Source organism: Priestia sp. D51 (assembly GCF_053345675.1).
This window is the reverse complement of sequence record NZ_JBLTIR010000006.1, coordinates 227,213-252,508: the sequence shown is the minus strand read 5'-3', so window position 1 is coordinate 252,508 and position 25,296 is coordinate 227,213. Positions and strand designations below refer to the sequence as shown.

At 37.0% G+C, this 25,296-nt stretch carries 20 protein-coding genes and 1 riboswitch; of the genes, 14 read left to right on the top strand and 6 right to left on the bottom strand.

The window, feature by feature from the left end:
* Positions 1-67 precede the first annotated feature (67 nt).
* Positions 68-292 carry a hypothetical protein gene (locus ACNHOZ_RS22875; RefSeq protein ID WP_028413940.1) on the top strand — a complete coding sequence of 75 codons (225 nt, stop codon included), beginning with the start codon at positions 68-70 and terminating at the stop codon, positions 290-292.
* Positions 293-388: 96 nt separating this feature from the next.
* Here the strand turns inward: ACNHOZ_RS22875 and ACNHOZ_RS22870 are convergent, their stop codons facing one another.
* The gene (locus ACNHOZ_RS22870) at positions 389-1,120 is read right to left on the bottom strand and encodes a ZIP family metal transporter (RefSeq protein ID WP_447697291.1); all 732 of its coding nucleotides are present in this window, start codon (positions 1,118-1,120) and stop codon (positions 389-391) included.
* 464 nt (positions 1,121-1,584) lie between these two features.
* On the opposite strand from ACNHOZ_RS22870, the gene ACNHOZ_RS22865 reads away from it, so the two are divergent.
* Together ACNHOZ_RS22865 and ACNHOZ_RS22860 are read left to right on the top strand one after the other, a co-directional pair.
* A complete protein-coding gene (locus ACNHOZ_RS22865) occupies positions 1,585-2,970 on the top strand; it encodes an amino acid permease (RefSeq protein WP_033578512.1) in 1,386 nt (461 codons plus the stop codon).
* Between the two features lie 369 nt (positions 2,971-3,339).
* Complete coding sequence (locus ACNHOZ_RS22860; RefSeq protein ID WP_028413937.1) at positions 3,340-3,540, top strand: hypothetical protein; 201 nt, start codon at positions 3,340-3,342, stop codon at positions 3,538-3,540.
* Between the two features lie 89 nt (positions 3,541-3,629).
* On the opposite strand, the gene ACNHOZ_RS22855 is transcribed toward ACNHOZ_RS22860, so the two are convergent.
* Both ACNHOZ_RS22855 and ACNHOZ_RS22850 read right to left on the bottom strand, forming a co-directional pair.
* Positions 3,630-3,839 carry an alpha/beta-type small acid-soluble spore protein gene (locus ACNHOZ_RS22855; protein ID WP_013058452.1) on the bottom strand — a complete coding sequence of 70 codons (210 nt, stop codon included), beginning with the start codon at positions 3,837-3,839 and terminating at the stop codon, positions 3,630-3,632.
* A 90-nt stretch (positions 3,840-3,929) separates the two neighbouring features.
* Positions 3,930-4,913 (bottom strand): LacI family DNA-binding transcriptional regulator, encoded by a 984-nt coding sequence (locus ACNHOZ_RS22850; protein ID WP_048018559.1) that lies wholly within the window; start codon positions 4,911-4,913, stop codon positions 3,930-3,932.
* A 326-nt stretch (positions 4,914-5,239) separates the two neighbouring features.
* Between ACNHOZ_RS22850 and ACNHOZ_RS22845 the strand changes: the two genes are divergently transcribed.
* From ACNHOZ_RS22845 to ACNHOZ_RS22800, 10 genes are all read left to right on the top strand, one after another.
* Complete coding sequence (locus ACNHOZ_RS22845; RefSeq protein ID WP_028413935.1) at positions 5,240-6,481, top strand: MFS transporter; 1,242 nt, start codon at positions 5,240-5,242, stop codon at positions 6,479-6,481.
* Between the two features lie 12 nt (positions 6,482-6,493).
* Positions 6,494-7,960, top strand: coding sequence for a glycoside hydrolase family 32 protein (locus ACNHOZ_RS22840; protein ID WP_080968565.1), 1,467 nt, complete (start codon positions 6,494-6,496; stop codon positions 7,958-7,960).
* 273 nt (positions 7,961-8,233) lie between these two features.
* Positions 8,234-9,694 carry a protein adenylyltransferase SelO gene (locus ACNHOZ_RS22835; RefSeq protein ID WP_048018561.1) on the top strand — a complete coding sequence of 487 codons (1,461 nt, stop codon included), beginning with the start codon at positions 8,234-8,236 and terminating at the stop codon, positions 9,692-9,694.
* A 590-nt stretch (positions 9,695-10,284) separates the two neighbouring features.
* Positions 10,285-11,736, top strand: a complete 1,452-nt coding sequence (locus ACNHOZ_RS22830; protein WP_048018562.1) for a glycoside hydrolase family 68 protein — start codon at positions 10,285-10,287, stop codon at positions 11,734-11,736.
* Between the two features lie 356 nt (positions 11,737-12,092).
* Positions 12,093-14,879 (top strand): sigma 54-interacting transcriptional regulator, encoded by a 2,787-nt coding sequence (locus ACNHOZ_RS22825; protein ID WP_048018563.1) that lies wholly within the window; start codon positions 12,093-12,095, stop codon positions 14,877-14,879.
* Positions 14,880-15,133: 254 nt separating this feature from the next.
* On the top strand, positions 15,134-15,574 hold the full coding sequence (locus ACNHOZ_RS22820; protein WP_033578518.1) for a mannose/fructose/sorbose PTS transporter subunit IIA: 441 nt from the start codon (positions 15,134-15,136) through the stop codon (positions 15,572-15,574).
* Positions 15,571-16,065, top strand: a complete 495-nt coding sequence (locus tag ACNHOZ_RS22815; RefSeq protein WP_048018564.1) for a PTS system mannose/fructose/N-acetylgalactosamine-transporter subunit IIB — start codon at positions 15,571-15,573, stop codon at positions 16,063-16,065. Before ACNHOZ_RS22820 ends, ACNHOZ_RS22815 begins: the two co-directional genes overlap by 4 nt.
* A 12-nt stretch (positions 16,066-16,077) precedes the next feature.
* The gene (locus tag ACNHOZ_RS22810; protein ID WP_013056297.1) at positions 16,078-16,884 is read left to right on the top strand and encodes a PTS mannose/fructose/sorbose transporter subunit IIC; all 807 of its coding nucleotides are present in this window, start codon (positions 16,078-16,080) and stop codon (positions 16,882-16,884) included.
* Between the two features lie 26 nt (positions 16,885-16,910).
* On the top strand, positions 16,911-17,738 hold the full coding sequence (locus ACNHOZ_RS22805; RefSeq protein WP_013056298.1) for a mannose/fructose/sorbose PTS transporter subunit IID: 828 nt from the start codon (positions 16,911-16,913) through the stop codon (positions 17,736-17,738).
* A gap of 87 nt (positions 17,739-17,825) precedes the next feature.
* Positions 17,826-21,404, top strand: coding sequence for a GH32 C-terminal domain-containing protein (locus tag ACNHOZ_RS22800; protein ID WP_447697290.1), 3,579 nt, complete (start codon positions 17,826-17,828; stop codon positions 21,402-21,404).
* A gap of 69 nt (positions 21,405-21,473) precedes the next feature.
* On the opposite strand, the gene ACNHOZ_RS22795 is transcribed toward ACNHOZ_RS22800, so the two are convergent.
* Genes ACNHOZ_RS22795 through ACNHOZ_RS22785 form a run of 3 tightly spaced genes read right to left on the bottom strand, consistent with a single transcriptional unit; the run spans position 21,474 to position 23,811 of the window.
* Positions 21,474-22,199, bottom strand: a complete 726-nt coding sequence (locus tag ACNHOZ_RS22795; RefSeq protein WP_013056300.1) for an amino acid ABC transporter permease — start codon at positions 22,197-22,199, stop codon at positions 21,474-21,476.
* Between the two features lie 27 nt (positions 22,200-22,226).
* Positions 22,227-22,928: an amino acid ABC transporter permease gene (locus ACNHOZ_RS22790; RefSeq protein ID WP_048018566.1), complete on the bottom strand. Its 702-nt coding sequence runs from the start codon at positions 22,926-22,928 to the stop codon at positions 22,227-22,229.
* A 37-nt stretch (positions 22,929-22,965) separates the two neighbouring features.
* Positions 22,966-23,811, bottom strand: coding sequence for a transporter substrate-binding domain-containing protein (locus ACNHOZ_RS22785; RefSeq protein ID WP_048018567.1), 846 nt, complete (start codon positions 23,809-23,811; stop codon positions 22,966-22,968).
* Between the two features lie 467 nt (positions 23,812-24,278).
* Positions 24,279-24,395, top strand: a riboswitch (SAM riboswitch).
* Positions 24,396-24,475: 80 nt separating this feature from the next.
* Here ACNHOZ_RS22785 and ACNHOZ_RS22780 point away from each other — a divergent pair.
* Positions 24,476-25,294 (top strand): MetQ/NlpA family ABC transporter substrate-binding protein, encoded by an 819-nt coding sequence (locus tag ACNHOZ_RS22780; protein WP_063246929.1) that lies wholly within the window; start codon positions 24,476-24,478, stop codon positions 25,292-25,294.
* Positions 25,295-25,296: the final 2 nt, after the last annotated feature.

Sequence of the window (25,296 nt, the reverse complement as noted above, 5' to 3'; positions counted from 1 at the left end):
AGGCTTATCCATAAAGGAGAAATATGATATCTTAGAAGAAAGAATGAAGTAAAAGGAGTCAGCTAATATGTCTAAATATAAAGAATTAGAGACAGGTTATCTAATGGATAAAATTAAAGAATACAAAGAATTAATTTGGAGAGTAGGGCCAGGAAGTGAAAGAACAATAGAAGCTGTTCAAGAGATTCAAGGAATGGAAAAAGAGTTAAAAGCACGGGATGCGGAATTTGAAGCTACGGATTGGAAAGCTTTTACTCAGGAAATAAGAGAGAACTACGATTTTATTTATTAAGAAGACACATTTATCATAATGTGCTTGAGATAAATATCTCCAAGTAGAAGGCTTTCTGTTTTCTACTTGGAAACGATAAAAGTAGTATGAAGACGATTAAGAAAAATGATCCAGTATCAATGAAGCAAGTAATCCAAGTGCAGCAATCAATCCTGTAATAGAACCTCCTTCTTCATAGGACTCTGGCATCATTGTAGAACCTACCATAGCAATAATACCACCGCCGGCAAAAGCAGCAATAGCAGCCATAAGTGTCTCAGATGCATGATCTAAAAAAACAAAGCCTGTCCATGAACTAAAAGCTGAAATGAACAAAACAGCTGCCCATAGTAAAAAAATTTTCCTCTTAGAGAATCCGCTTTTTACTAGACCGGTCGTACTGGACAGTCCTTCGGGAATATTACTTATAAAAATAGCGATAACAAGAAGCCAGCTAACGGTTGCATTTTCAATTAAGCTAGCTCCAATCATAATGGACTCTGGGATTGCATCCATTACGGTCCCTATAAATATAGCAATTCCAGAACTATTCGCGGCCATTTGTTTTGTAGACCTCTTTCTTTTATTCGCTCCTTGACGTGAAATTAGATAGTCTAAAAAAGTAAAAACGACAGCCCCCGCAAGGAACCCAAGAGAAGTAGCTTTTAACCCGCCGCTATGAACCGAGTCTCCAAGCAGCTCATAGGTAGATGCTCCAATTAATACACCCGTCCCAAAAGCCATAATATAACCAATTATCTTTTTGCCGATAGGCAAAAAAACTGCTGCCAAAGCACCAAGAAGGACAGCTGATCCTGAAATTCCGCCCCACATCGCAGCTTGCCACATGAAAAATCCCTCCTCATCTCTATTTTCTATGGATACTTTCCCTAAGAAAAGAAAGAAAAAACGTAAAAGTAGAAAAAAGGAATTTATTCGATTAAGTAATGGTTTTATTTCGTTATCCTTGAGAAAGAGAGTGTTCCAGCATCCAAGCTGAGACTATATTTATTTTAATATTCATAAAATTTTAATTATACTGAAATAAAAAACTATTTTACGAAGATGACTGATTTGACAGAGGTAAATGGTTTACTTAAGTGTTTTTCTGAAAAAAACAATTGTATTTCTGAGGAAAATTCATTATTATAAAATAAGTAATTATACAGTCGAATAGCTAAAAATAGAAAAAATAGTTTAGTTGTAAAGGTACTAGGTAAAAATGGAATGATTTAAAAACGACAGCTGTTCCATCAGACACAAAAAGTATCTTTCCTAACAGAGCTATAACAAGTTTAGGAGGAGGAAATGGAATGGCAGACAAAGAGTTAAAAAGAGGCTTAGAATCTCGTCACATTCAAATGATCGCGCTTGGTGGAACAATTGGCGTTGGATTATTTATGGGATCAGCAAGTACGATTCAATGGACAGGTCCATCGGTATTGCTTGCTTACGCAATTTGCGGAATGTTTATTTTCTTTATTATGCGTGCTATGGGCGAAATGCTGTACATGGAACCAAGCACAGGTTCATTCGCTACATTTGGCCACAAATATATTCATCCATTAGCAGGTTATATGGCTGCATGGAGTAACTGGTTTCAATTTGTAATCGTAGGGATGTCCGAAATTATAGCGGTAGGAGCATATATGCATTACTGGTTCCCTCATTTACCAGCTTGGGTGCCTGGTATTATCGCCATGTTGATTTTAGGCACAGCAAACTTAGTTTCAGTGAAATCATTTGGAGAGTTTGAATTTTGGTTTGCGATGATTAAAATTGTAACAATTATTTTAATGATTATCGCGGGACTTGGATTAATTTTCTTTGGATTTGGAAATGATGGAGACGCAATTGGGTTATCAAATCTTTGGGCACACGGAGGCTTCTTTGCAGGCGGATGGTCAGGCTTTTTCTTCGCGCTATCTCTTGTTATTGCAGCTTATCAAGGAGTCGAGCTAATTGGGATTACAGCTGGTGAAGCAAAGGATCCTAAAAAAACGTTAACAAGCGCGATTCAAAGCATCATCTGGCGTATTTTAATTTTTTATATTGGAGCTATTTTCGTCATCGTGACGGTATATCCTTGGAATGAGTTAGATTCTTTAGGAAGTCCATTTGTATCTACATTTGCTAAAGTTGGTGTTACCGCAGCTGCAGGTATCATTAACTTTGTAGTCATTACGGCAGCGATGTCAGGCTGTAATAGCGGAATCTTTAGTGCAGGACGCATGCTTTATACGCTCGGTGTAAACGGTCAAGCACCTAAATTCTTTACAAAAATTTCTCGCAACGGCGTTCCAATTTACAGTACGCTCGCTGTTATGATTGGATTAGTAATTGGTGTTATTTTAAACTACATCGCTCCACCTAATGTATTTGTTTATGTATACAGTGCTAGCGTGCTTCCTGGAATGATTCCTTGGTTCATTATTCTTATCAGCCAAATTCGTTTCCGTAAAGCTAAAGGTGCTGAAATGGATAGTCATCCTTTCAAAATGCCTTTTGCGCCTGTAACGAACTATGTAACCATTGCTTTTCTACTAATGGTGCTTGTAGGCATGTGGTTTAATGATGAAACGCGTATTTCACTTATTGTAGGGGTTATTTTCCTCGCTCTCGTTGTCATTAGTTTTTACGCATTCGGAATAAATAAACGTATGATACCTGATACAGAGAACGGTCAAATAAAGAAATAAATATGCTTTTTCATAATCGAAAAGCAAAACAAAAAAACGGCTGATAAAAGCCGTTTTTTTGTTTTGCTTAAATAAAAGACATAAGAAAAAATGTCATTAAATGCACAAAACGAAATACTCGTTCAAATGCAGGAGGAGAACGAGGAAGCAGAAGATGTTATTGATGTATTTATGAAAGAGTATAAAACAGAAGAAATTATTGAATAGCACGTAATTGAGAAGAATATTGAGTGGTTTTGTTGAATAAATAAAAAGAAAACAACTTTATTTTTTATTGAAAAAGAAACGGACGTAAGAAAACTTCTTGTTTATCAAGAAGTTTCTTTTGTATCTGAACATTAGTTTGTATACGCAGGTAGGGGAGAGGTGATGAAGGTGAAAAAAATTGGTGAAGGTCACGTCTTTTTTATTATTCTCGGAGGCCTGTTTATTTTAATAGGTACACTCTTTGCAAATACTTCTGTTTATTTTCTCATCTCCGGATGGATAGCAGCTGTCTGTTGTTTAGGAATCAGTGCTGTACTAAAGAAAGGAAAAACAAAATCAGTCAGTAAAGAAGATGAGCAATAATAATTTTTATATAAAGATGGAAATTAAATATATGAAAAGGAAGAATGGATATCCATTCTTCCTTAAGTCATGGTGTGTATGAAATTGTCTTAGAAACGTCCGCCGCCAAGTTGTTGCTCAGCTAATTGTACAAGACGTTTTGTGATTTCGCCGCCTACTGATCCGTTTGCACGTGCAGTAGTGTCAGCTCCTAAATTTACTCCGAACTCGCTAGCGATTTCATATTTCATTTGATCGATTGCTTGTTCAGCTCCGTATACTAATAATTCATTATTATTGCTGCTTTTATTGTTTGCCATTGTATTCAACTCCTTTCTGTAACGTTAAGGTGTGAATAAAGGAAGAAGAATATGCAACAAACTGATATTTATTTTATAAAAAACATATTTTTACGTCGTTTGCCCTTCTAGAAGCTTAACAGGAAGACAGATTTCACGGGGGACATTACTAAATTCTCCTTCAATTTCTTTTAGTAAAATATCAATGGCTGTTTGAGCAATCGATTCGATTGGCTGTTGAATTGTAGTTAGGCCAGGTAACAAAGTCTTACTGGCTTCTGTTCCATCATAGCCCACGATTTTTAAATCTTTTGGGATACATTTTCCTCTTTTTTGTGCTTCAGCAACTACTAAAGCTGCAAGTAAGTCATCGCTTGCAAAAATACCATCTACTTCCGGATGTTCTTCAAAAACCTTAGAAATAGTTTCTCGCTGAATGTTGCGGTCAAAGGTATTTGAAATCTCATACGTGATAGGCTGTTTTCCGTACTGTTTCATCACGTTTTCATATGCTTTCCTTCTTAAGTTAGCTGGAGTTTCAAGTTTAAGGGGACCGTTAATATGAATAATATGCTTACAATCTTTTGAAATAAGCAATTCCGTGGCTTGTTCTCCTCCAGAATAGTTATCAGAAGATACGGTTGGAATATCTTTGGATAAATAATGATCGACTGCTACTACAGGAAGGCTTTGACTTTCGGAATCAAAAATACCTCTATTATAAGTAACGGCAATAACCCCGTCTACCTGATTTCTGATAAGCATTTCTACATATTTTTTTTCTTTATCAATGCGATTCAGACTGTTACAAAGAAGTACTTTATAGTTAAGGGAAGCACATATACTTTCAATATGAAAGGCTAACTCTCCGAAAAAAGGGTTGCTCGTTTGCGGGACAATCATCCCGATTAAATTTGTTCGCTTATTAAATAATGATCGCGCAATATCATTTGGGAAATAATTAATTTCTTTCATTGCTTTATAAACATTTTCTCGCGTTTCTTTGCTTATGTAACCACGGTTATTTAATACACGAGAAACTGTAGTCGGTGAAACACCTGCAATTTTTGCTACATCACTAATTTTGGCTTTCATCTAGTTTCCTCCTAATTTCTCCAAAACCTTGCTTTTATAGTATATATCTGCTGTGGAAAAGCCTTAAAATAAATGCAATCAAGCGAGCAGCTTTCCAGTCGCTACGTTTTATTTTGATAAATAAAAATCTATGTAAGGATTGTAAACGGTTTATTGAACAACTTAAACATACCACAAAGCCCACTTTTACGCCTAATACAAGCTTTTTGCAATATAAAATGTGAAACCGGTTGACATATGAAACCGGTTGACATAAAATCAAGTTGAAAGTGCTTTCATTTTGTTAGATAAAAGATTTTATATCTTAAGCTAAAGGGGTAACTAAAATGAAAAGTTCAAAAAGCTTATATTGGAAGCTGAGTGCATATTTTTTCTTCTTCTTTTTTACGTGGTCGTCGAGCTACTCTTTATTTTCTATCTGGTTAGGGCAAGAGATTAAGTTGAACGGATCAGCTACAGGCTTAATCTTTTCTGTAAACGCTATCTTTGCATTGTGTATGCAGCCTTTGTACGGATATATATCTGACAGGATAGGTTTAAAGAAACACATTTTATTTTTTATTAGCTGTCTTTTAGTGTTTGTAGGACCATTTTATATTTTTGTTTATGGGCCCTTACTTCAATACAATGTGTTGATAGGAGCTATTATTGGAGGCTTATATTTAGGAGTAGCGTTTTTGGCGGGCATCGGAGCGATTGAAACATACATAGAGAAAGTCAGCCGAAAATATAAATTTGAGTACGGGAAATCTAGAATGTGGGGGTCATTAGGCTGGGCTGCAGCTACATTCTTTGCAGGACAACTATTTAACATTAATCCTCATATTAATTTTTGGGTGGCATCCGTTTCAGCGGTTATCCTAGTGGCTATTATTTTTTCTGTGAAGGTAGAAATGAGCAGCTATGAAATGGAAAAAGCTGAATCCGTCACGCTGAGAGATGTAGGTAATTTATTCTTATTGAAGGAATTTTGGTTTTTTATGATTTATGTTGTTGGCGTTACGTGCGTGTATGGGGTATACGATCAGCAATTTCCTATCTATTACGCATCTTTGTTTCCTACTGAATCGATAGGTAATCAAGTATTTGGCTACTTAAATTCGTTTCAAGTGTTTTTAGAAGCCGGAATGATGTTCGCAGCACCGTTTATTGTAAATAAGATCGGTGCAAAAAATAGTTTGATTTTAGCAGGATTTCTAATGGGATTTCGTATTATTGGGTCAGGACTTGTGGTTGGTCCAATTGGAATATCTTCGATGAAGCTTATTCATGCATTAGAACTTCCTATTATGCTCATTGCCATCTTTAAATATTTGGCAGCTAACTTTGACACGCGCCTATCTTCTATCCTTTATTTGGTTGGATTCCAATTCGCTTCACAAATAGGTGCTTCAGTTCTTTCACCCATAGCGGGAGGATTATATGATAGCGTAGGCTTTTCCCGTACCTATTTAATTATGGGAGGTATGGTTTTGGTATTTAACGTTATTTCCATGTTTACACTACTAAACTCTAAAAAACATAAGTTTATAAGAAAAGATGTACAAGAAAACACGCAGATTATATAGGGGGATATGATGATGTTAACGATAAATAAAATCGAGCAAGTTCAACGTTCATTAAATGAAGCAGAGAAAAAGGTAAATCATCAATATCGGTTAGGGTATCATATTATGGCGCCAGCGAACTGGATTAATGATCCGAATGGGTTGGTTCAGTATAAAGGAGAATATCATGTTTTTTATCAACATCATCCGTATGACGAGAATTGGGGACCGATGCATTGGGGACATGTCAAAAGCAAAGATCTTGTTCATTGGCAGCATTTACCGATTGCTTTAGCTCCTGGAGATACATTTGATAAAGATGGATGTTTTTCTGGAAGTGCCGTGGATAACCAAGGAGAGCTTACGCTAATTTATACAGGACATAATTATATAGACAAAGAGCTGGATACTTTTTTTCAAAACCAAAATATAGCTGTTAGTAAAGACGGCATTACCTTTGAAAAAGTAGAGGTCAACCCAGTTATTGCGGAGCCGCCGGCAGATAGTTCTCATCATTTTCGAGACCCTAAAGTATGGAAGCACGAGGATTTCTGGTATATGATTCTAGGAAACTCAACAAAGAAACAAGAGGGACGCGTTATTTTATACCGGTCTTCAAATTTACGAAAATGGGAATATGTTGGCGTCCTTGCTAAAAGCGATGGAGATCTAGGATATATGTGGGAGTGTCCGGACTTCTTTGAGTTAGACGGAAAGCATGTGTTAATGATTTCTCCTCAAGGGATAGAAGCAAAAGGTGATTCCTATCACAACCTTTTCCAAACGGGATATTTAGTTGGAGAATATAGTTATGAAACCAATACCTTTCATCATGGGTCATTTACTGAATTAGATCACGGCCACGATTTTTATGCTGTTCAAACGCTTTTAGATGATAAAGGAAGACGAATTGCAATCGGGTGGATGGACATGTGGGAAGCTAATATGCCAACGAAAGAGGATGGATGGTGCGGTGCGCTAACGCTTCCGAGAGAACTAACTTTAAGAGAGGATAAAGTGTTAATGAACCCCGTCCAAGAGCTGACATCACTTCGGAAAACTCAATATAATATGCTAACCAATAAAGCTCTTTCTGAAAGCTATGTAGTAGAAGTAAATGAAGATTTGCTAGAGATACAAGCTGTATTTGATTTAGCGGACTGCCAAGCTTCATCAGTAGGAATAAAAATTTGTGGAATAAACAATGAAGAAACGCTTATGTGTTATAACCTTAATGAGCAAAAGCTAGTGCTTGACTGTACTCACTCGGGAAAAGAAGATGGCGTGAGGAAAGTAGCGTTGCAAGCAGGTGAGACACTAGCTTTACGAATATTTGTGGATCGTTCTTCCATCGAAGTATTTGCAAACGAAGGACAAGCTACCATGACAAGCCGCATTTATCCAAAAGAAAGCAGGCTTGGAATTGAGTTATTTACTGAAGGAGGAGACGTAATCGTAAAAGAGTTAACGTATTGGAATTTAAAAGATATTTGGGGGTAAAATACAGAGGAAGAAGTATATTAATACTTCTTCTTTTTTGAGCATTTAATAGCTCGTCAACAAAGTGGCGGTATATAAATGGATAAGGCACTTTAGATTAAAAGTACGAGCAAATACGATATAATAGTAAAAGAGATAATGAATGAAAGAGAAACTGTCCTGCTCTAAGATGCCCAAAAGAAAGCAGGATAGAGCAGGGCTGCTGCACTTATAAAACCACGATCAGTAAAGAAAAGAGTTATGTTTTAAGACACAAGAAGAAAAGGAGATACGATGACTAATCAAAAAGAAACAGGATGGAATTTACGTAATAGCTATGCGGAGTTACCAAACATTTTTTTTACGCCTCTTGATCCTAATCCAGTGAGTTCACCTAAAATAGTCAAATTTAACGACTCTTTAGCCGCATCTCTAGGGTTGCAAAAAGAACAGCTGCAAAGCCAAGAAGGAGTTAGCATTTTGGCTGGAAACAGTGTTCCAAAAGGTGCTTTCCCACTTGCACAGGCTTATGCAGGACATCAATTTGGCCACTTTAACATGCTAGGAGACGGACGGGCTATGCTGATAGGGGAGCAAGTTACGCCTTCGGGTGAACGAGTGGATCTTCAGCTTAAAGGCTCAGGCCGAACTCCTTATTCCCGGGGTGGAGACGGTCGTGCAGCTCTTGGACCTATGCTGCGTGAGTATATGATTAGTGAGGCGATGCAGGCCCTTGGTGTTCCGACTACTCGGAGCCTGGCAGTCGTAACAACAGGCGAATCCATTGTTCGCGAAAAAGAACTGCCGGGGGCGATTTTGACGCGTGTAGCTTCCAGTCACCTTCGTTTTGGCACATTTCAATTTGCTGCAAAATGGGGAACAGTCGAAAACCTTCAAGCTTTAGCTGACTATGCATTAGAACGTCACTTTTCCCACATAGAAAAGAATGAAAAAAAATATTTATCATTTCTTCAAGAAGTGATTAAGCGTCACGCTACCCTAGTTGCTAAATGGCAGCTTATTGGTTTTATTCATGGCGTCATGAATACGGATAATATGACAATTAGCGGAGAAACAATTGATTATGGGCCATGTGCATTTATGGATACCTATGATCCAGAAACTGTATTTAGTTCAATTGATGTACAAGGGCGCTATGCATATCAAAATCAACCGGGCATTACAGGGTGGAATCTTGCGAGGTTTGCTGAAGCTTTATTACCTCTGTTGGATCAAGATATAGAAAAAGCAGTTGAAATAGCACAAAACGCCGTGACGGAATTTCCAAAACTCTATCGAGAAAACTGGCTGGCGGGTATGCAGGCTAAACTTGGACTTTTTAACGAAGAAAAAGAAGATGAAGCATTATTCCAAGAGCTTCTTACCATGATGAAAACCTATAAAGCTGACTATACAAATACATTTCGTGCATTAACTTTCAATAAGCCAGGAAAGAGTGACCTGTTTGAAAGCGAAGAATTTGCACAGTGGCAGGAGTTATGGCAGAAAAGACTAGGCAGACAAAAACAATCTAAAGCAGAGTCGGAAGAGCTTATGAAACATAACAATCCCGCTGTCATTCCTCGAAATCACCGAGTAGAAGCAGCGCTAGATGCAGCACAAAAAGGAGACTACAGCGTTATGGAAGATCTTCTAGAAGTGCTTTCTAGCCCATATGAATCGCCGGATCAGTCAGAGTATTGTACACCGTCTGCTCCGTCTAATCAGCCTTATCAAACGTACTGCGGCACTTGATTTATTTAGATAAGAACAGCTATTTAAAGACAGCATAAATGAAATCAAAAAGAGCTCTTTATAAAGAGCTCTTTTTGATTTTCTGAAAAATGTATGATTGATTAATTGAAATGATAGCGATTCCTTGGGAAGAGCTGCATAAAATTTAACAGTATAAAAGAATCAAAATAAAAAGAGATTACCTAATTCTTTTGTCTCTTATTATTACCAGTAGAAACTATTATATAATAAATTATTCCACTATTTCACAAAAAATACATTAACGATATTTTCTTGAAGCTTGGGTACTTTAACAGCTGTAGAAAAGCTTATAAAAGAATAGTAGGTTAAATATGATGATGAATTTGCCGATTTAATTAAAAAGTTAAAGATTTAAGACTTTATAACTAAATTAAAAAAACAAAGGGATAAAAAAGGGTATGATCACCCCATTTTACCTATTTGACTTTTCAATATTATGCAAGTAATCTTGGAAAGGTAATGGAACCGGTTCTGTTATTTCACCAGATGGATATGACTTCTCGATACATAGAAAATGGATCACTTGTGAGTAACACAAGAAAAAGTATGATACAAAAGGGAGAAAACAGATGAACATTAAGAAAATCGCAAAGCAAACAACAGCATTATCTTTTGCTGCAGCTATGTTAGTAGGTGCTGGATCTCAAACATGGGCAGCTGAAAGCAATCATAAAGATACAAATAATAATTATAGAGTTTCTCATATTACACGTGATAACATGCTGAAAATTCCTCAGCAGCAAAAAAGCGAACAGTTTAAAGTTCCAGCTTTTGATAAAGCAACAATCAAAAATATTGCCTCTGCAAAAGGGTATGATAAATCAGGTAATTTAATTGACTTAGACGTATGGGACAGCTGGCCTCTGCAAAATGCTGACGGAACAGTAGCCAACTACCATGGTTACCAAGTTGTATTTGCACTAGCAGGCAATCCTAAAGATGCGGATGATACATCTATTTATGTGTTTTATAAAAAAATAGGTGAAGAGTCGATTGACAGTTGGAAAAATGCAGGAAGAGTGTTCAAAGACAGTGATAAATTTGTACCGAATGACCCTCATTTGAAAAAACAAACACAAGAATGGTCAGGATCTGCTACTTTAACATCAGACGGAAAAGTACGCTTATTCTATACTAATTTTTCAGGTACAAACTATGGAAAACAAACTTTAACAACAGCTCAAGTAAATGTATCTCAGCCAAGTGCAGATACGTTAAAAATTGAAGGTGTTGAAGATCATAAATCCATTTTTGATGGTGATGGTAAAAAATATCAAAATATTCAGCAGTTTATCGACGAAGGCGCATATGGTTCAGAAGATAATCATACGTTGAGAGATCCTCACTATGTAGAAGATAAAGGGCATAAATACCTTGTGTTTGAAGCAAACACAGGAACTGAAGATGGTTATCAAGGGGAGGATTCTCTTTACAATCGAGCTTACTACGGTGGAAACAATCCATTTTTCCAATCAGAAAAAGAGAAATTACTGCAGAGTTCTAATAAAAAGAAAGCCTCTTTAGCAAACGGCGCATTAGGCATTGTAGAACTAAATAACGACTATACCTTAAAAAAAGTAATGGATCCATTGATTACCTCAAACACGGTAACAGATGAAATTGAACGCGCAAATGTATTCAAAAAAGATGGGAAATGGTACTTATTCACAGATTCTCGCGGGTCTAAAATGACCATTGATGGTATCGGCCAAGATGACGTATATATGCTAGGATACGTATCAAATACGCTGACAGGAAAATACAAACCGCTAAATGATACAGGACTTGTTTTACATATGAACCTCGATCCTAATGACAAAACGTTCACGTATTCACATTTTGCAGTTCCGCAAGTTAAAGGAGACAATGTCGTGATTACAAGTTACATGACAAACAGAGGCTTCTATTCAGAGGAACACTCTACGTTTGCTCCTAGCTTCTTGTTAAGTATTAAAGGATCAAAAACAACTGTTGTGAAAAATAGTATTTTACAACAAGGACAATTAACTGCAGATAAATAATTTTTAAAAACGAAAGAGAATGGCGACAACTGCTGCTGTTTTCTTTCGTTTTATTATGTAAGCAAAAATATGCTGTAACTGCAGTGCTAAGTAAAATGAAAAAGTAGTATATACAGATTCACAGTTATTCAAAGAAAATGAAACATTCAGACAGACTATAACTTTAAGAATGAAACCGGTTGACATGCAAGGTTGACTAACTTAATATATTTACATATAATGGCTTGAAACGCTTTCATAGATTAGTATGACATGATGGTACTTATAGGTGAAATAACTTGTAGTAGTAGGGAATGTCTCATTTCTTTGAAAGAGAAACTTCCGATCGTGAACTGAAAATAAAGAAGGTGCTTCTAATGAAACGAATTGATAAGGTATACAATCAGCTGTTGAGTAATTTTCAGGAGTTTACAGAAGTGGAACTTTTACATAAACAAGGAAGCTCAGCGATTGAAATTGCTGAACAGTTAGATTTAGAGAGATCTAATGTAAGTCTTGAACTGAACAAACTTGTCCGCATGCAAAAAGTAATTAAAATTAAAATGTTCCCCGTTCGCTACGCTCCGCTAGAGATTGTCGAAACCATTTTTCGTCAAAAGTGGGATACGAATAAGATGGAAGTGGAAAAACTAGAGCAGCTATCTAATGGGGGAAAAGAAGAAGCACTTTCTGCTAATCCTTTTGAATTAATGATTGGAGCCACAGGCAGTTTGAAAAAATCGATTTCTCAAGCAAAAGCTGCTATTCTTTACCCGCCCAATGGGTTACATATGCTGCTATTAGGTCCCACGGGATCAGGCAAATCTCTTTTTGCAAAACGAATCTATCAATTTGCTATATATTCAGAGAGGTTAAAAACAGGGGCCCCGTTCATTACCTTTAACTGCGCTGATTATTACCATAATCCTCAATTACTTCTTTCTCAGTTATTTGGTCATAAGCAAGGGAGTTTCACTGGAGCAACTGAAAGTAAAGTAGGTTTAGTAGAACAAGCAAATGAAGGCATTCTCTTTATGGATGAAATACACCGGCTTCCTCCTGAAGGTCAAGAAATGCTTTTTTACCTCATTGATCAAGGTACGTACAATCGCCTAGGGGAAACAGATCATAAGCGAACGTCTAAAGTATTAATTATTTGTGCTACAACTGAAAATCCCGGTTCAGCCTTACTGCAAACTTTCTTAAGAAGAATTCCGATGACTATCCATATTCCGTCATTAGAAGAGCGATCTCTCAAAGAAAAGATTCATCTCACAACGTTTCTTTTAGAACAAGAAGCTAAACGAATTAATAAAAAGCTAAGTGTCCACATTGATGTATTAAATGCTTTAATCCACACTGAAAAATTTGGGAATGTAGGGCAGTTAAAGTCCAATGTACAGCTCGTGTGCGCACACGGATTTTTAAATAACCTTGATAGTAAACATATGGTGGAACTTACAGTGAGAGATTTGCCTGATAATATTAAACGAGATTGGATTTCAAATAGTAAAAATATGGAGCGCAGCAGAAAAATTTCTGAATATGTAAATCTCAAAACGATCATTTCTCCGGCTATGGAGAGCCAAGAAATAAAAATAGAGGAAGACGTATCATTTAATTTATATCAGTTAATAGAAGAAAAAGTAGATGTTTTAACAAAAGAAGGTTTATCTCAAGAAGACATCAATCAATATATTCTTACCGACATTCATTTGAATGTTCGGAGCTTTTTTAATCAAAAAAATGGCCAGAGTTCTAATTTAATGAAATTCGTAGAAGACGACGTGATTCAGCTTACAAAAGAATTAAAACATTTAGCAGAAAAAGAATTGAACTGTAAATTTGATCGCAGATTTATTCATTTTTTGAGTATGCATATGGAATCCTTTTTAAAGCGAAAAAAACAAGTAGACGTATTAAATACAAAGGAGATAGATGAAATTCGCGAAACGTATCCAAAAGAATATGCGGTAGCCCTGCTTTTTAAAAATCGAATCGAAAAGTGGTTTAACATTGTCGTGCCAGAAATAGAAGTTATTTATCTCACAATGGTTATTCAATCCATTCGAACGTTAGAAGAAAATAAGCGAGTGGGGATTGTGGTTGCTGCACATGGAAACAGCACGGCAACTTCTATGGTAGAAGTGGCTACGGAGCTTTTAGGAAGTACTCCTATTATAGCTATTGATGTGCCTTTGACGGTATCTCCAGTCGAAATTGTAGATAGATTAATCCAGGGAATTAAGAAAGTAGATGAAGGAGAAGGCGTATTAATGCTTGTAGACATGGGCTCGCTTGCCATGTTAGAAAGCAAGTTAGAACAAAAAACAGGGACTAAGATTAAAACAATCAGCAACGTGACGACGTCTATGGTGTTAGACACCGTTAGAAAAGTAAATTATTTAGACTTAAATTTATATGCCATATTTGATTCGGTGCAAAAAGACTTTATGGAATTTATAGATAAGCAGCAGCATGTGTTTGGGAAAAAGAAAGCCCTTGTTTCTATTTGTACAACAGGAAGCGGTACAGCAAAACAATTAGAAAAAATCTTAACGATTATTTCACGGAAAGTATCTCAAGAGCCTATTAAAATTCTAACCGTTTCTTCTATTAAATTAGCAGCAAACATTCGGGAAATTCAAAAAGAATATGAAATTGTCGCAACAGCAGGTACCAAAAACCCTAAGATTGATGCGCCTCATGTATCACTAGAAGTCCTTATTGAAGGGCAGGGAGAGCGAATACTTCAACAGGCAATTACAAAAGAAACGATACGCTATGATGAGGAGAAGACTGAAGGGAATATTGTAGTGCGTGAACTTTGCGAAGAAAACTTGCGAAAGTACCTTCTATTTATTAATCCGTATCTCATAAGTGAAATTCTGTTAGAGTGGTTAAGTCACGTACAAGATGAGTTAGAAATGGAATTAAGCAACACCGTTATGATTCGAATTGTGATGCATACAGCCTTTGCTTTAGAAAGAATGATAAAAAACGAACCCCTTGCTTTTCCGAAGGATGAAGAAATCACTCATCAGTTAGAAAGTATTTATCAAAAAACGGAAAAAACATTACAAGCCGTCGAAAAAAAGCTTAAACTTACCTTAACAAGAGATGAAAAATTATTTATTGCCACCATTTTTGCGGATGAAATGTAAAAATCATATGATAATCCCAAGAAACTAGTTTAATTTATATGCCGCTAGTTTCTTTTTTTATCCCCTTTTTTAAATTACAGAAAAACCTGTATTAAAACGCATGACGTTTTGATACAGGTTTGTTTATTTTAAGGAACCTGTATCAACAACATAGAAAAAGGTATTGAAAAATAAATGAAAGCGCTTAATACTCTTTGTTGGCACGATACTTGCAATAAATAAGTGTAGAACGTAAAAGAGAGGAGCAAGTGTACATGATTTCAGTCATTATTAGTGGGCATGGTGATTTCGCACCAGCATTAGAGGGGGCTTCCAAAATGATATTTGGTGAAGAGAATCACGTAGTAGCCGTACCTTTTCTAAAAGGAGAGGGTATCCAAACGCTTGAAGCAAAATATAAGCAAGCATTAGAGGAGATGCCCTTAGAAAATGAAGTGCTTTTTCTAGTCGATATTTTTGGAGGTACACCTTACAATGCGGCTACTCCATATATCCTTAAAAACAAAACAGCGGATATGGTATCCGGAGTTAACTTGCCTATGTTATTAGAAGTGTTAGCCATGAGGGAACACGTTACATTAAAAGAGATGCTAGGGAGATTAAAGCAAGTGAATGAAGAAAGTTTTCAAGTGTGCAGTGAACATTTGGAGAAAGTCCAGCAAGCAAACCAAATCGGAGAGGATGGATTATTATGAAAATCGTTTTAGCAAGAATTGATGACCGCTTTATTCACGGGCAGGTATTAACAAGATGGATCAAAACAAATGCAGCAGATCGAATTATCATTGTTTCAGATGAGGTGGCAGCGGATGAAATGCGAAAAACGCTTATTCTTTCTGTGGCTCCTTCGAATGTAAAAGCAAGTGCTGTCTCAATTTCTAAAATGACAAAAGCATTTCACAGCCCTCGTTATCAGGATACAACAGCCATGCTGCTGTTTGAAAGTCCCGCAGATATTGTTGCTCTTGTTCAAGCTGGAGTGCCTATTGAGACAGTAAACGTAGGCGGCATGCGTTTTGCTAATGACCGAAAACAAATCACCAAATCTGTAAGCGTTACCAAAAAAGATATCGATGCTTTTGAGAAACTGCAGGAACTAGGCGTAAAGCTTGAGCTGCGCCAATTACCTTCAGATTCTAGCGAAAATTTTATTCAACTACTGAGAAATGAAACAAAAATCAAATAAGGAGATGAGTTTATGTCTTCCATACAAATTATTTTATTATTAGTCATTGCAGCGGTAACTGGCATCGCAAGCGTATTGGACGAAGGGCAATCCCATCGTCCTCTCATTGCCTGCACATTAGTAGGCTTGGTGCTTGGAGATTTAAAAACGGGCATTATTTTAGGCGGAACGCTGGAATTAATGGCTCTTGGATGGATGAATGTTGGATTGGCGATGGCACCTGATACGGCTATTGCTTCTGTTATTTCAACTATTTTGGTTATCACAGCTGGTCAGGGGATTGGTGAAGGCATTGCGGTAGCTATAGCTTTAGCAGCTGCAGGGCAAGTACTCACCATTTTTGTTCGTACCATCACAGTATTTTTAATTCATCGAGCTGATAAGTACGCGGAAGAAGGGAACTTTAAAGGAATTGAAATTATGCATATTACTGCTATGGGTTTTCAGGCTCTCCGCGTTATGATTCCAACGTTAATTGTTACATTAATCAGCGTAAGCGCCGTGCAAACTTTCCTCGGAAATATTCCGGAAGTTATTACAAAAGGTCTGCAAATTGGGGGAGGCATTATCGTGGTCGTAGGATATGCCATGGTTATCAATATGATGAACATTCCTCATTTAAAGCCCTTTTTCTATATCGGGTTCTTATTAGCGGCATTTACAGGGTTTAACCTGGTAGGATTTGGGGCGTTAGGTCTTTGTTTAGCCCTTCTTTATCAGCAAGTAATGCAGCAGCGAAATCAAATGCAGCCGGCAGGCGTTCCCGCAGCTACAGGGAGCGAACAAGTATATGACGACGATGATGATTTAGATGCCTAAACGGCGAACTTAAGGGAGGGATAGAGATGGAAAATGAAAAAAGATTAACGAAAAAAGACATCTTTAGCATGTTTATTCGCTCGAATTTTTTACTCGGTTCATTTAACTTTGAGCGTGTTCAGGCAATGGGCTACTGTTACGTGATGATTCCAGCAATTAAACGTTTATACGGACCAGGGGCACAGCGAAATGCAGCACTAAAGCGTCATTTAGAATGGTTCAATACACATCCGTGGATTTCTGCACCTATATTCGGCGTCACGGCAGCAATGGAAGAAGAAATGGCAAACAAAAAAGATTTTGATGAAAAAGCCATCAGCGGAATGAAAATTGGATTAATGGGCCCGCTTGCTGGCGTAGGAGACCCTATTTTCTGGGGAACGCTGCGGCCAGTTCTTGCGGCACTAGGCGCATCTCTTGCGTTAGGCGGGAATATTGCCGGGCCACTGCTGTTTTTTATCTTAATTAATGCCATTCGATTAAGTACAAAATATTATGGATTAAAATATGGCTATTTAAAAGGAACAGAAATTTTAAAAGATTTAGTAGGGAATCGAATTCAAAAACTGACGGAAGGTGCGTCCATTTTAGGACTCTTTGTAATGGGAGCATTGGTTTCGAAATGGACCACTATTAATATACCAGTGGTTGTTTCTAGGATCAAAGACGATTCTGGTAAAGTTGTCGTGAAAACCGTGCAAGACGTACTCGACAGTATTTTACCGGGACTGCTTCCTTTAGCGCTAACTTTATTAGTAGCATGGATGCTTCGAAAAGGTACAAATCCGCTGCTTATTATTTTCGGTATTTTCTTAATCGGTATAGGAGGTTATTGGATCGGCTTTTTAGGCTGATAAATAAAAGGGAGTCATCTATTCTTCTAGCATCTGCTGGTGGACATGTTTTACATAGCCAGTATGCCAATAAAGGAGGAAAGGAAGATGAAAAGAACCGTCAAAAAGTTATTGATGATTGGAGTCGCTTGTTCCATAAGCTTGTTTTTTGTATACCCTGTATTAGCTGATAATACAGGGTATTATCAAGGAAAATATCGGAATCAATTTCATTTTTCTCCAGAAGCGAACTGGATGAACGATCCAAATGGAATGGTCTACTATAACGGGGAGTACCACCTTTTTTATCAGTATTATCCTTACGGTACCACCTGGGGACCTATGCACTGGGGGCATGCAGTTAGTACAGACTTAGTGAAATGGAAACACTTGCCGGTTGCTCTTTCTCCAGATGAGAACGGAGAGATCTTTTCAGGAAGTGCCGTTATCGATTGGAATAATACTGCAGGGTTTGGAAAAGAAGCGATGGTAGCTATCTTTACGCACTCGGGCAGTAAAGGGCAAGTTCAAAGTCTAGCATACAGCACGGACAGCGGAAGAACATGGACCAAATATGAAGGAAATCCTGTTATGCCAAATCCCCCAGTTCCTGACTGGCGCGATCCAAAAGTCTTTTGGCACGAGCAAACCAAGCAGTGGGTGATGTCTTTAGCTGCTAAAGATAAAATTATGTTTTATACATCACCTGACTTGAAAAATTGGAAATACGCAAGTGAGTTTGGATCTGACGGAGGGATTCAAGCAAACGGTCAAAGCGGTGCCTATTCATATACTTTGTCTGAACAAAAAGGTCAATCTTTTACTCTAGAGGGAGAAATTATGCTTGTAGAAAAGAATGGACGCGAAGGTGCAGGAGGCCTTGTTTTTCGTTCTAATAAAGATGCAACAAACGCATATACCGTCAATTTAGATGCTGAAAAGAACCTCTTAACACTTAACAAAGTAGAGAAAGGAAGCGTAACGACCGTTGTTTCAAAGCCAATGAGGCTGGATACGTCACAAGCGTATTACGTGAAAGTAGAAGCAAACAGTCACCACTTTAAGATACTGCTAAATGGAAAACAGGTTTTAGAAGGCAGTGATGCATCTTTTGAAAACGGTCAGTTTGGACTAACAGCATGGAATTCCACAGCTGTCTTTCGTCATGTTAAATTTACGAATCAATCTAATTTCATAACCAATCTATCTAACTGGAAATCTATTACTGGAACGTGGAATGATACTGCTGCTGGAAAAATCGGTAAATCTAACAGCGACGGATATATTATGAGTGAAGAACAGGGAGATCAGTTCATTTACGAGTCAAATATGACATTTTTAGATGAAAACCATGGTTCAGGTGCACTACTTTTCCGAGCAGACGCTGAAGCCAAAAACGGATATATAGCTAGCGTAGATGCTTCTAAGGATACAATCAAACTAGTCAAGCTTCAAAATGGCATTTCAACTGTCCTTGCTGAAACAAACGAAAAAATTGATACGAGCAAATCACATCAAGTAAAAGTAACTGCATCGGGAAATGAACTTGATTTGCATATAGACGATAACTTCACCCTTACTGCAAAAGATGAAACTTTTTCAAAAGGATTGTTTGGACTACACGTTAATCAATCTTCAGTCCGGTTTCAAGACGTTAACATGACAAAGTTTATTGATACAGATGAAAAAGAAATTAAAAATAAAAGTTTTGAAACAGGAGATCTCACCGGCTGGAAAACGATAAAGGGAAATGCATTCACAAACGATCATGTAACGGATGCAACCGCAAATTGGAGCGGTCTTTTTGAACAAAAAGGAAAGTATCATTTATGGGGTTTTTCTGATAAGCAAGATGGCGATAATGCCACTGGAGAATTACATTCGTCTTATTTTAAATTGAGCGGTTCAGGTGAAATTAATTTGTTAATGGGAGGCGGAAACGACCCCACAAACCGCTATGTAGCCTTAGTCCGGGCATCCGACGATAAAGAATTGATTCGTCAAGCGAATACAAAGTTTGCAGATGAAAAGTACCAGCGCTACGTGTGGGATGCTTCTAAGTATATAGGAGAAGTACTGTACATTAAAGCCGTTGATCAAGCTGTAGGAGGATGGGGGCATATTAATCTAGATGATGTGAATGTATTTAATACAGAAAAAATGCCGGAGAAAGTAGATAGTGTAGCAAAAGAACCAGAGGAAGCTAAACAAAGGGAAGGCGGAGAGCTTTCGGATTGGAACACAGTGTCAGGAGAATGGGTGAAATCAACTCACGGAAGCAACGGAGGGATTTGGGAGTGTCCTACTTTACTTGAACTGCCAGTTGATGGAGACAGCACAAAGAAAAAATGGGTGCTGCAGGTCAGCACCAATGATGGAGCGGCAGCTGGAGGTTCAGGTATGCAGTACTTTGTTGGTGATTTTGACGGAAAAACATTTAAAAATGAAAACCCGCCAGAGGAAGTGCTTTGGACAGATTATGGTGCCGACTTTTATGCCGCTGTAGATTGGAGCGGAGTTGAAGGAGATAACGGAGAAAAGTATTGGCTAGGCTGGATGAGCAACTGGCAATATGCCAACAATACCCCAACTACTACTTGGAGAAGCTCTATGTCAATCCCAAGAAAAATAGAACTCACCAACACAGCAAAAGGGCTTCGTTTAAAACAAATACCTGTTTCAATTGATTCAATTCGCAATAAGCAAGAAAAAAAGGTGTTGAAGAATCTGATGGTTACTGAAAACAAAAATCTTCTTTCAGGCATACAGGAAAACAAATATGAAATCATTGCAGAATTCGATGTTTCAAATACGGATGCACAAGAATTTGGTTTTCAAATTCAGAAAGAAGGCAGTGAAAATACAAAAGTCAGCTATAACGTAAACAAGCAGCAATTATTTGTTGACCGAACAAACTCTGGAAGTTTTGATTTTGGTGAAAATGTGAAAGGCAAACACTCTGCTCCCATGCTTCCAAAAGACGGAAAGGTTAAGCTTCATATGTTTGTAGACCAGTCGTCTGTAGAAGTATTTGGAAATGACGGCACGGAAGTAATAACAGACCAGCTCTTTCCAACGCTTTCAAGCAATAAAATAAAGCTTTACAGCAAAGGAGGGGCTGTAAAATTAAATTCTCTTAAGATGTATCCGTTAAAATCTATTTGGAATAAAAGTCCTGTTGATACAAACTTATCTGAATGGAAGAATATTAGCGGACTATGGGCCGATACGATTAACGGAAAACAAGGACGAAGCAAAGAAGATTCCTTTACCTTATCATCAAAAGAAGCAAAAAATTTCACATATGAGGCAAAAATAAAGGTGTTAGACGATTCTGTTTCAAATTCTACAGGAGCAGGAGCGCTAGTATTCCGTTCGGATGAACAGGCAAACAATGCTTATGGTGCGAATGTAGATGTGCTGAATAATCAAATAAAGCTCATTGCGTTTAGAGACGGAATAGGAAAGGATCTCATTATTTACGACGATGGGGGAAAGCTGGATTTAAAACCAAATACGGATTACCATCTAAAAGTGATGGCTGAAGGAGAACACATTCAAGTTTATCTCGATGATAAGCTTGTGATTAATGCAGTGGACCATACCTTTTCAGAAGGCTATGCGGGGCTGAATGTGTGGAATTCTACTAGTTTGTTTAATGAAGTGAAGCTTGAAATAGTGGATTAAGGGATTGTGAAAGCTGCCGTTTACTAAGGCAGCTTTCTTAATCAGTTTATAGCAATTTTTCTAGGGAGACTAAGAAGCTGAACGCACTTCTTCTCTTAATTCATAATAACTAAGCTTTTTCTCAATGACTACAAACAGCCTTTCAAAGAAAAAGCAAAGAATCCAGTAAATAAGTGAAGCGACCAGATACATTTCTAAATATCTATACCCATCATTGGCGATGACCTTAGATATCGCCATAATTTCAACTACTTTTACCGCAAAAGCAAGAGAAGTGGCTTTAATTAAACTAATAAAAATGTTTCCAAGGTTAGGAATAGCGGCTACTAAAGATTGGGGAAAGATAATTCTTTTAATAGCTTGAAAAGTAGTCATTCCTATTGAATATGCAGCTTCAAATTGACCACGGTCAATGGTTTGAATAGAAGAACGGAATACCTCTGATTGATAAGCAGAGGTATTTAATGTGTACGCAATTAAAGCATAAATTAAAGGTGAAATAGTATCCCCGCCTAAGTGCCATCCTTGAGTCTCGTTTAGAAATTCTATAAAAATAGGGATTCCGTAGAAAAATACATAGAGCTGTACGAGCAATGGAGTGCCTCTCATAAATGAGACGTATATAACAGCTATTTGCTTTAGCAGTGGAATTTTATATATTCTGCATACCGCAATGAAAAGACCAAAAATACTTCCTAACGCCATTGAAATGATCGATATTGTTAGTGTTAAAGGCACACCTTTTAAGACTTCAGGAGTTTGCTCCAAAGCAAATCGCAAATCAATAATAGGCAATCATGTTCACTCCTTTACTAGTGCAGGTTATTTAGAGATGCTGACCCTGCCTTTTTTAAGATGTTTCTCTAAATAACTGACTATGATTTCAATTACGATACACATGCTCCAATAAACAAGTGAAATCGTAACATAAATGTCAAACATTCCTATTCCATAGTTGTTGCCCAAAATAAGGCGAACTTGCCCCATAATATCAATAATCCCAATGCTAAAAGCAAGTGCAGTATCTTTTAATAATGAAATCGTAGCATTTCCTAAATTAGGTAGTGCTGCTACAAACGCTTGAGGAAGGATAATTCTTCTTAAGGATTGAAAATAGTTCATGCCTATACTATACGCTGCTTCGAACTGCCCTTTATCAATCGAGAGATATGCTGAACGAATAACTTCTGATAAAGGAGCGGCAGTATGTAAGGAAAAAGCAATTACCAAGAAAGTGATGCGACTCCAGCTGTTAATGTCGATATGGACAAGGAGCAGCAGCTGAGGAAGGCCAAAGTATACAAGAAACAGCTGAACAAGCAGCGGTGTACAGCGCATAAAAGATAAATAGATGGTAGCCATTTTAGAAAAAACAGGCTTTTTTTGAATGCGTATCAGAGCAATCACGAAACCTAAAAGCAACGAAAAAAGTAGAGAAAGGCCTAACATAAATAATGTTAAAGGAAGTTTATCTACCACTTGCCACAATAGTTTTAACCAATCATGAAAATCAGTACTAATCATATCTCACCTCGCCTTAATGAGGAATTCTTATACTCATTTAATCTTGAAAATTGAAGTTTTGTTGATTAATATACTTTAAGTCTTTAAAGAAATTTACTTTAAACCATTTTTCAGCCAAGTTTTCTAGCGTCCCGTCATTTTTTAATTTGACTGTCGCTTTATCAATTTCATCAGCAAGTTTTTGATTATTTTTATCAAAGACTAACCAAGTTGGCTCTTTTGATACAATGCCTCCTACTTTTAAATTTAATTTGAGCTGTTTTTGTACTTCGTTAAATGTTGTTACGTTTAAAAAAATAGCATCCGCTTTACCTTTATCCACTAACTTTAAGTTTTCTGCCGTAGAAGGGTTATCAATGCTTTCTAATGTTAAAGGCTTAGTGGCATGTTCTTTGTTATAAGCATTTAAAATAGCGCGCAATCCACCCGTAGCCGATACAGGTGGAAACTTTTGACCTACCATATCGTCAAGTGTTTTGATATCGTTTCGTGATTTTTGTGTGACTAAAGCTGTTAAAGAATAACCATATTCATGTGCAGGATAAAGAAACTTTTCTTCACGTTCAGGGTTTTTAAAGAACCAGTTGATGGCGAAATCATATTTTCCTGTCGAAACACCTACCAAATTTGTTTCTTCTTCTCCAAGGGTGTATTCAAATTTGTACTCTGGAAGCTTTTTTTCAAGCTGCTTTAAATAATCCATATCATATCCAATAGGTTCATTCTGGTCGTTCGTAAATAGAAAAGGCGGATTTACTTCATCACTCAAAGCAACTTTGATTACTTTTTTATCGCTATTTTCTGAGCTAGAGCTTTGAGAGCATCCTCCTAAAGCCATAATCAGTCCAATTGCCAAAGTTAAAGTAAAGCATAATTTTTTCATCGTTTTATTCCTCCCCATACTAATTTCTGTTTGACGAATAATAAAAAAGCACCGAAAAAGCTGCTAAAAAGCTTTTTCGGTGCCATTGGTGATCCAGTAGGCGGTGAACATATACTTACTACCACGGTAGAGGAAGTATATTCTAACAGTAAAAAATAAGTAAAACTCCTTACAACTTTCATAAAATATATATTACCGATAGAATTAATGTGAATTATATCGGTGTATTCCTATTTTTGTCAATATCATAAATACAAAGAAAAACCTTCTCGCTTAAGTAATAGAAGGCTATTCACTATATAAGAATAAGAAAAGAGAAATCATAAGTTATACAAATCATCTTTTAATTGAGTTTTTATTATACGAATCTTTTGTTATTCCTATACTAAAAATTATATTAAAAATAAACATTGACAATTTTCGGATAATAAAGTTAAATTAATGTAAATAAAACTTTATAAAAACAACTCTTATCAAGAGCGGTGGAGGGACTGGCCCTTTGAAGCCCGGCAACCTAACAATACATGTATTGTTTTGGTGCTAAATCCAGCAATGTGCATGGTATGTACATTGGAAGATAAGAGAACCGATCGTAAACTATCGCTTCTCTTAATCTTTGAGGGAGGCGTTTTTTTATGGAGAAAATAAAGGAGAGAATAAAAACATGAAAAAAGTAACAAAAGCAATTGGCCTTACCTTAGTAGCAGCATCCCTGTTGGTATCAGCAGCCTGCGGCAAATCAGAAGCACAAGCATTAGATTCGAAAAAAATTACAATTGGTGTAACGGGTGGACCTCACCAGCAAATCACAGAGCAGGTGAAAAAATTAGCCAAGAAAGATGGCATTGATATTACGGTAAAAGTCTTTAACGACTATAACACTCCTAATACAGCATTAGATCAACATGATTTAGATAGCAATAACTATCAAACTCTACCTTTTCTAAAGCAGCAAGTGGAAGATAAAAATTATAAGATTACAGATGTGTTCAAAACAGTAGCCTTCCCGATGGGTATTTATGCAAATAGTATTAAAAATGTTAGTGAGCTCAAAAAAGGAGATAAAATTGCAGTACCAAACGACCCAAGCAATGAATACCGCGCGCTAAAACTATTTGAATCTGCAGGAGTTATTAAGTTAAAAGATGGTGTGAAAACAACGGCTACTAAAAAAGATGTTTCTGAAAATAAGCTTGATCTTCAAATCGTAGAGTTAGAGGCGTCTCAACTTCCGTCTCAGTTGGATGAAGTAGCTGCAGCAGCCATTAATACAAACTTCGCAATGGGAGCGGGCTTATCGATTAATAATGATGCAATCTATCATGAAAAAATAAAAAATAATCCATATCCAAACTATTTTGTTGTCCGTACAGAGAATAAACAAGATGAAATTATTGATAAATTGGAAAAATATTATCATTCAGATACAATTCGTACATACATAGAAAAAGAATTTAAAGGTTCTGTTGTACCGGCATTTTAAGG

Bases quoted from the DNA above. Each gene is read 5' to 3' on its own strand.
- ACNHOZ_RS22875 (WP_028413940.1), top strand. From the start codon at position 68: ATGTCTAAATATAAAGAATTAGAGACAGGTTATCTAATGGATAAAATT.
- ACNHOZ_RS22870 (WP_447697291.1), bottom strand. From the start codon at position 1,120: ATGTGGCAAGCTGCGATGTGGGGCGGAATTTCAGGATCAGCTGTCCTT.
- ACNHOZ_RS22865 (WP_033578512.1), top strand. From the start codon at position 1,585: ATGGCAGACAAAGAGTTAAAAAGAGGCTTAGAATCTCGTCACATTCAA.
- ACNHOZ_RS22860 (WP_028413937.1), top strand. From the start codon at position 3,340: ATGAAGGTGAAAAAAATTGGTGAAGGTCACGTCTTTTTTATTATTCTC.
- ACNHOZ_RS22855 (WP_013058452.1), bottom strand. From the start codon at position 3,839: ATGGCAAACAATAAAAGCAGCAATAATAATGAATTATTAGTATACGGA.
- ACNHOZ_RS22850 (WP_048018559.1), bottom strand. From the start codon at position 4,913: ATGAAAGCCAAAATTAGTGATGTAGCAAAAATTGCAGGTGTTTCACCG.
- ACNHOZ_RS22845 (WP_028413935.1), top strand. From the start codon at position 5,240: ATGAAAAGTTCAAAAAGCTTATATTGGAAGCTGAGTGCATATTTTTTC.
- ACNHOZ_RS22840 (WP_080968565.1), top strand. From the start codon at position 6,494: ATGTTAACGATAAATAAAATCGAGCAAGTTCAACGTTCATTAAATGAA.
- ACNHOZ_RS22835 (WP_048018561.1), top strand. From the start codon at position 8,234: ATGACTAATCAAAAAGAAACAGGATGGAATTTACGTAATAGCTATGCG.
- ACNHOZ_RS22830 (WP_048018562.1), top strand. From the start codon at position 10,285: ATGAACATTAAGAAAATCGCAAAGCAAACAACAGCATTATCTTTTGCT.
- ACNHOZ_RS22825 (WP_048018563.1), top strand. From the start codon at position 12,093: ATGAAACGAATTGATAAGGTATACAATCAGCTGTTGAGTAATTTTCAG.
- ACNHOZ_RS22820 (WP_033578518.1), top strand. From the start codon at position 15,134: ATGATTTCAGTCATTATTAGTGGGCATGGTGATTTCGCACCAGCATTA.
- ACNHOZ_RS22815 (WP_048018564.1), top strand. From the start codon at position 15,571: ATGAAAATCGTTTTAGCAAGAATTGATGACCGCTTTATTCACGGGCAG.
- ACNHOZ_RS22810 (WP_013056297.1), top strand. From the start codon at position 16,078: ATGTCTTCCATACAAATTATTTTATTATTAGTCATTGCAGCGGTAACT.
- ACNHOZ_RS22805 (WP_013056298.1), top strand. From the start codon at position 16,911: ATGGAAAATGAAAAAAGATTAACGAAAAAAGACATCTTTAGCATGTTT.
- ACNHOZ_RS22800 (WP_447697290.1), top strand. From the start codon at position 17,826: ATGAAAAGAACCGTCAAAAAGTTATTGATGATTGGAGTCGCTTGTTCC.
- ACNHOZ_RS22790 (WP_048018566.1), bottom strand. From the start codon at position 22,928: ATGATTAGTACTGATTTTCATGATTGGTTAAAACTATTGTGGCAAGTG.
- ACNHOZ_RS22785 (WP_048018567.1), bottom strand. From the start codon at position 23,811: ATGAAAAAATTATGCTTTACTTTAACTTTGGCAATTGGACTGATTATG.
- ACNHOZ_RS22780 (WP_063246929.1), top strand. From the start codon at position 24,476: ATGAAAAAAGTAACAAAAGCAATTGGCCTTACCTTAGTAGCAGCATCC.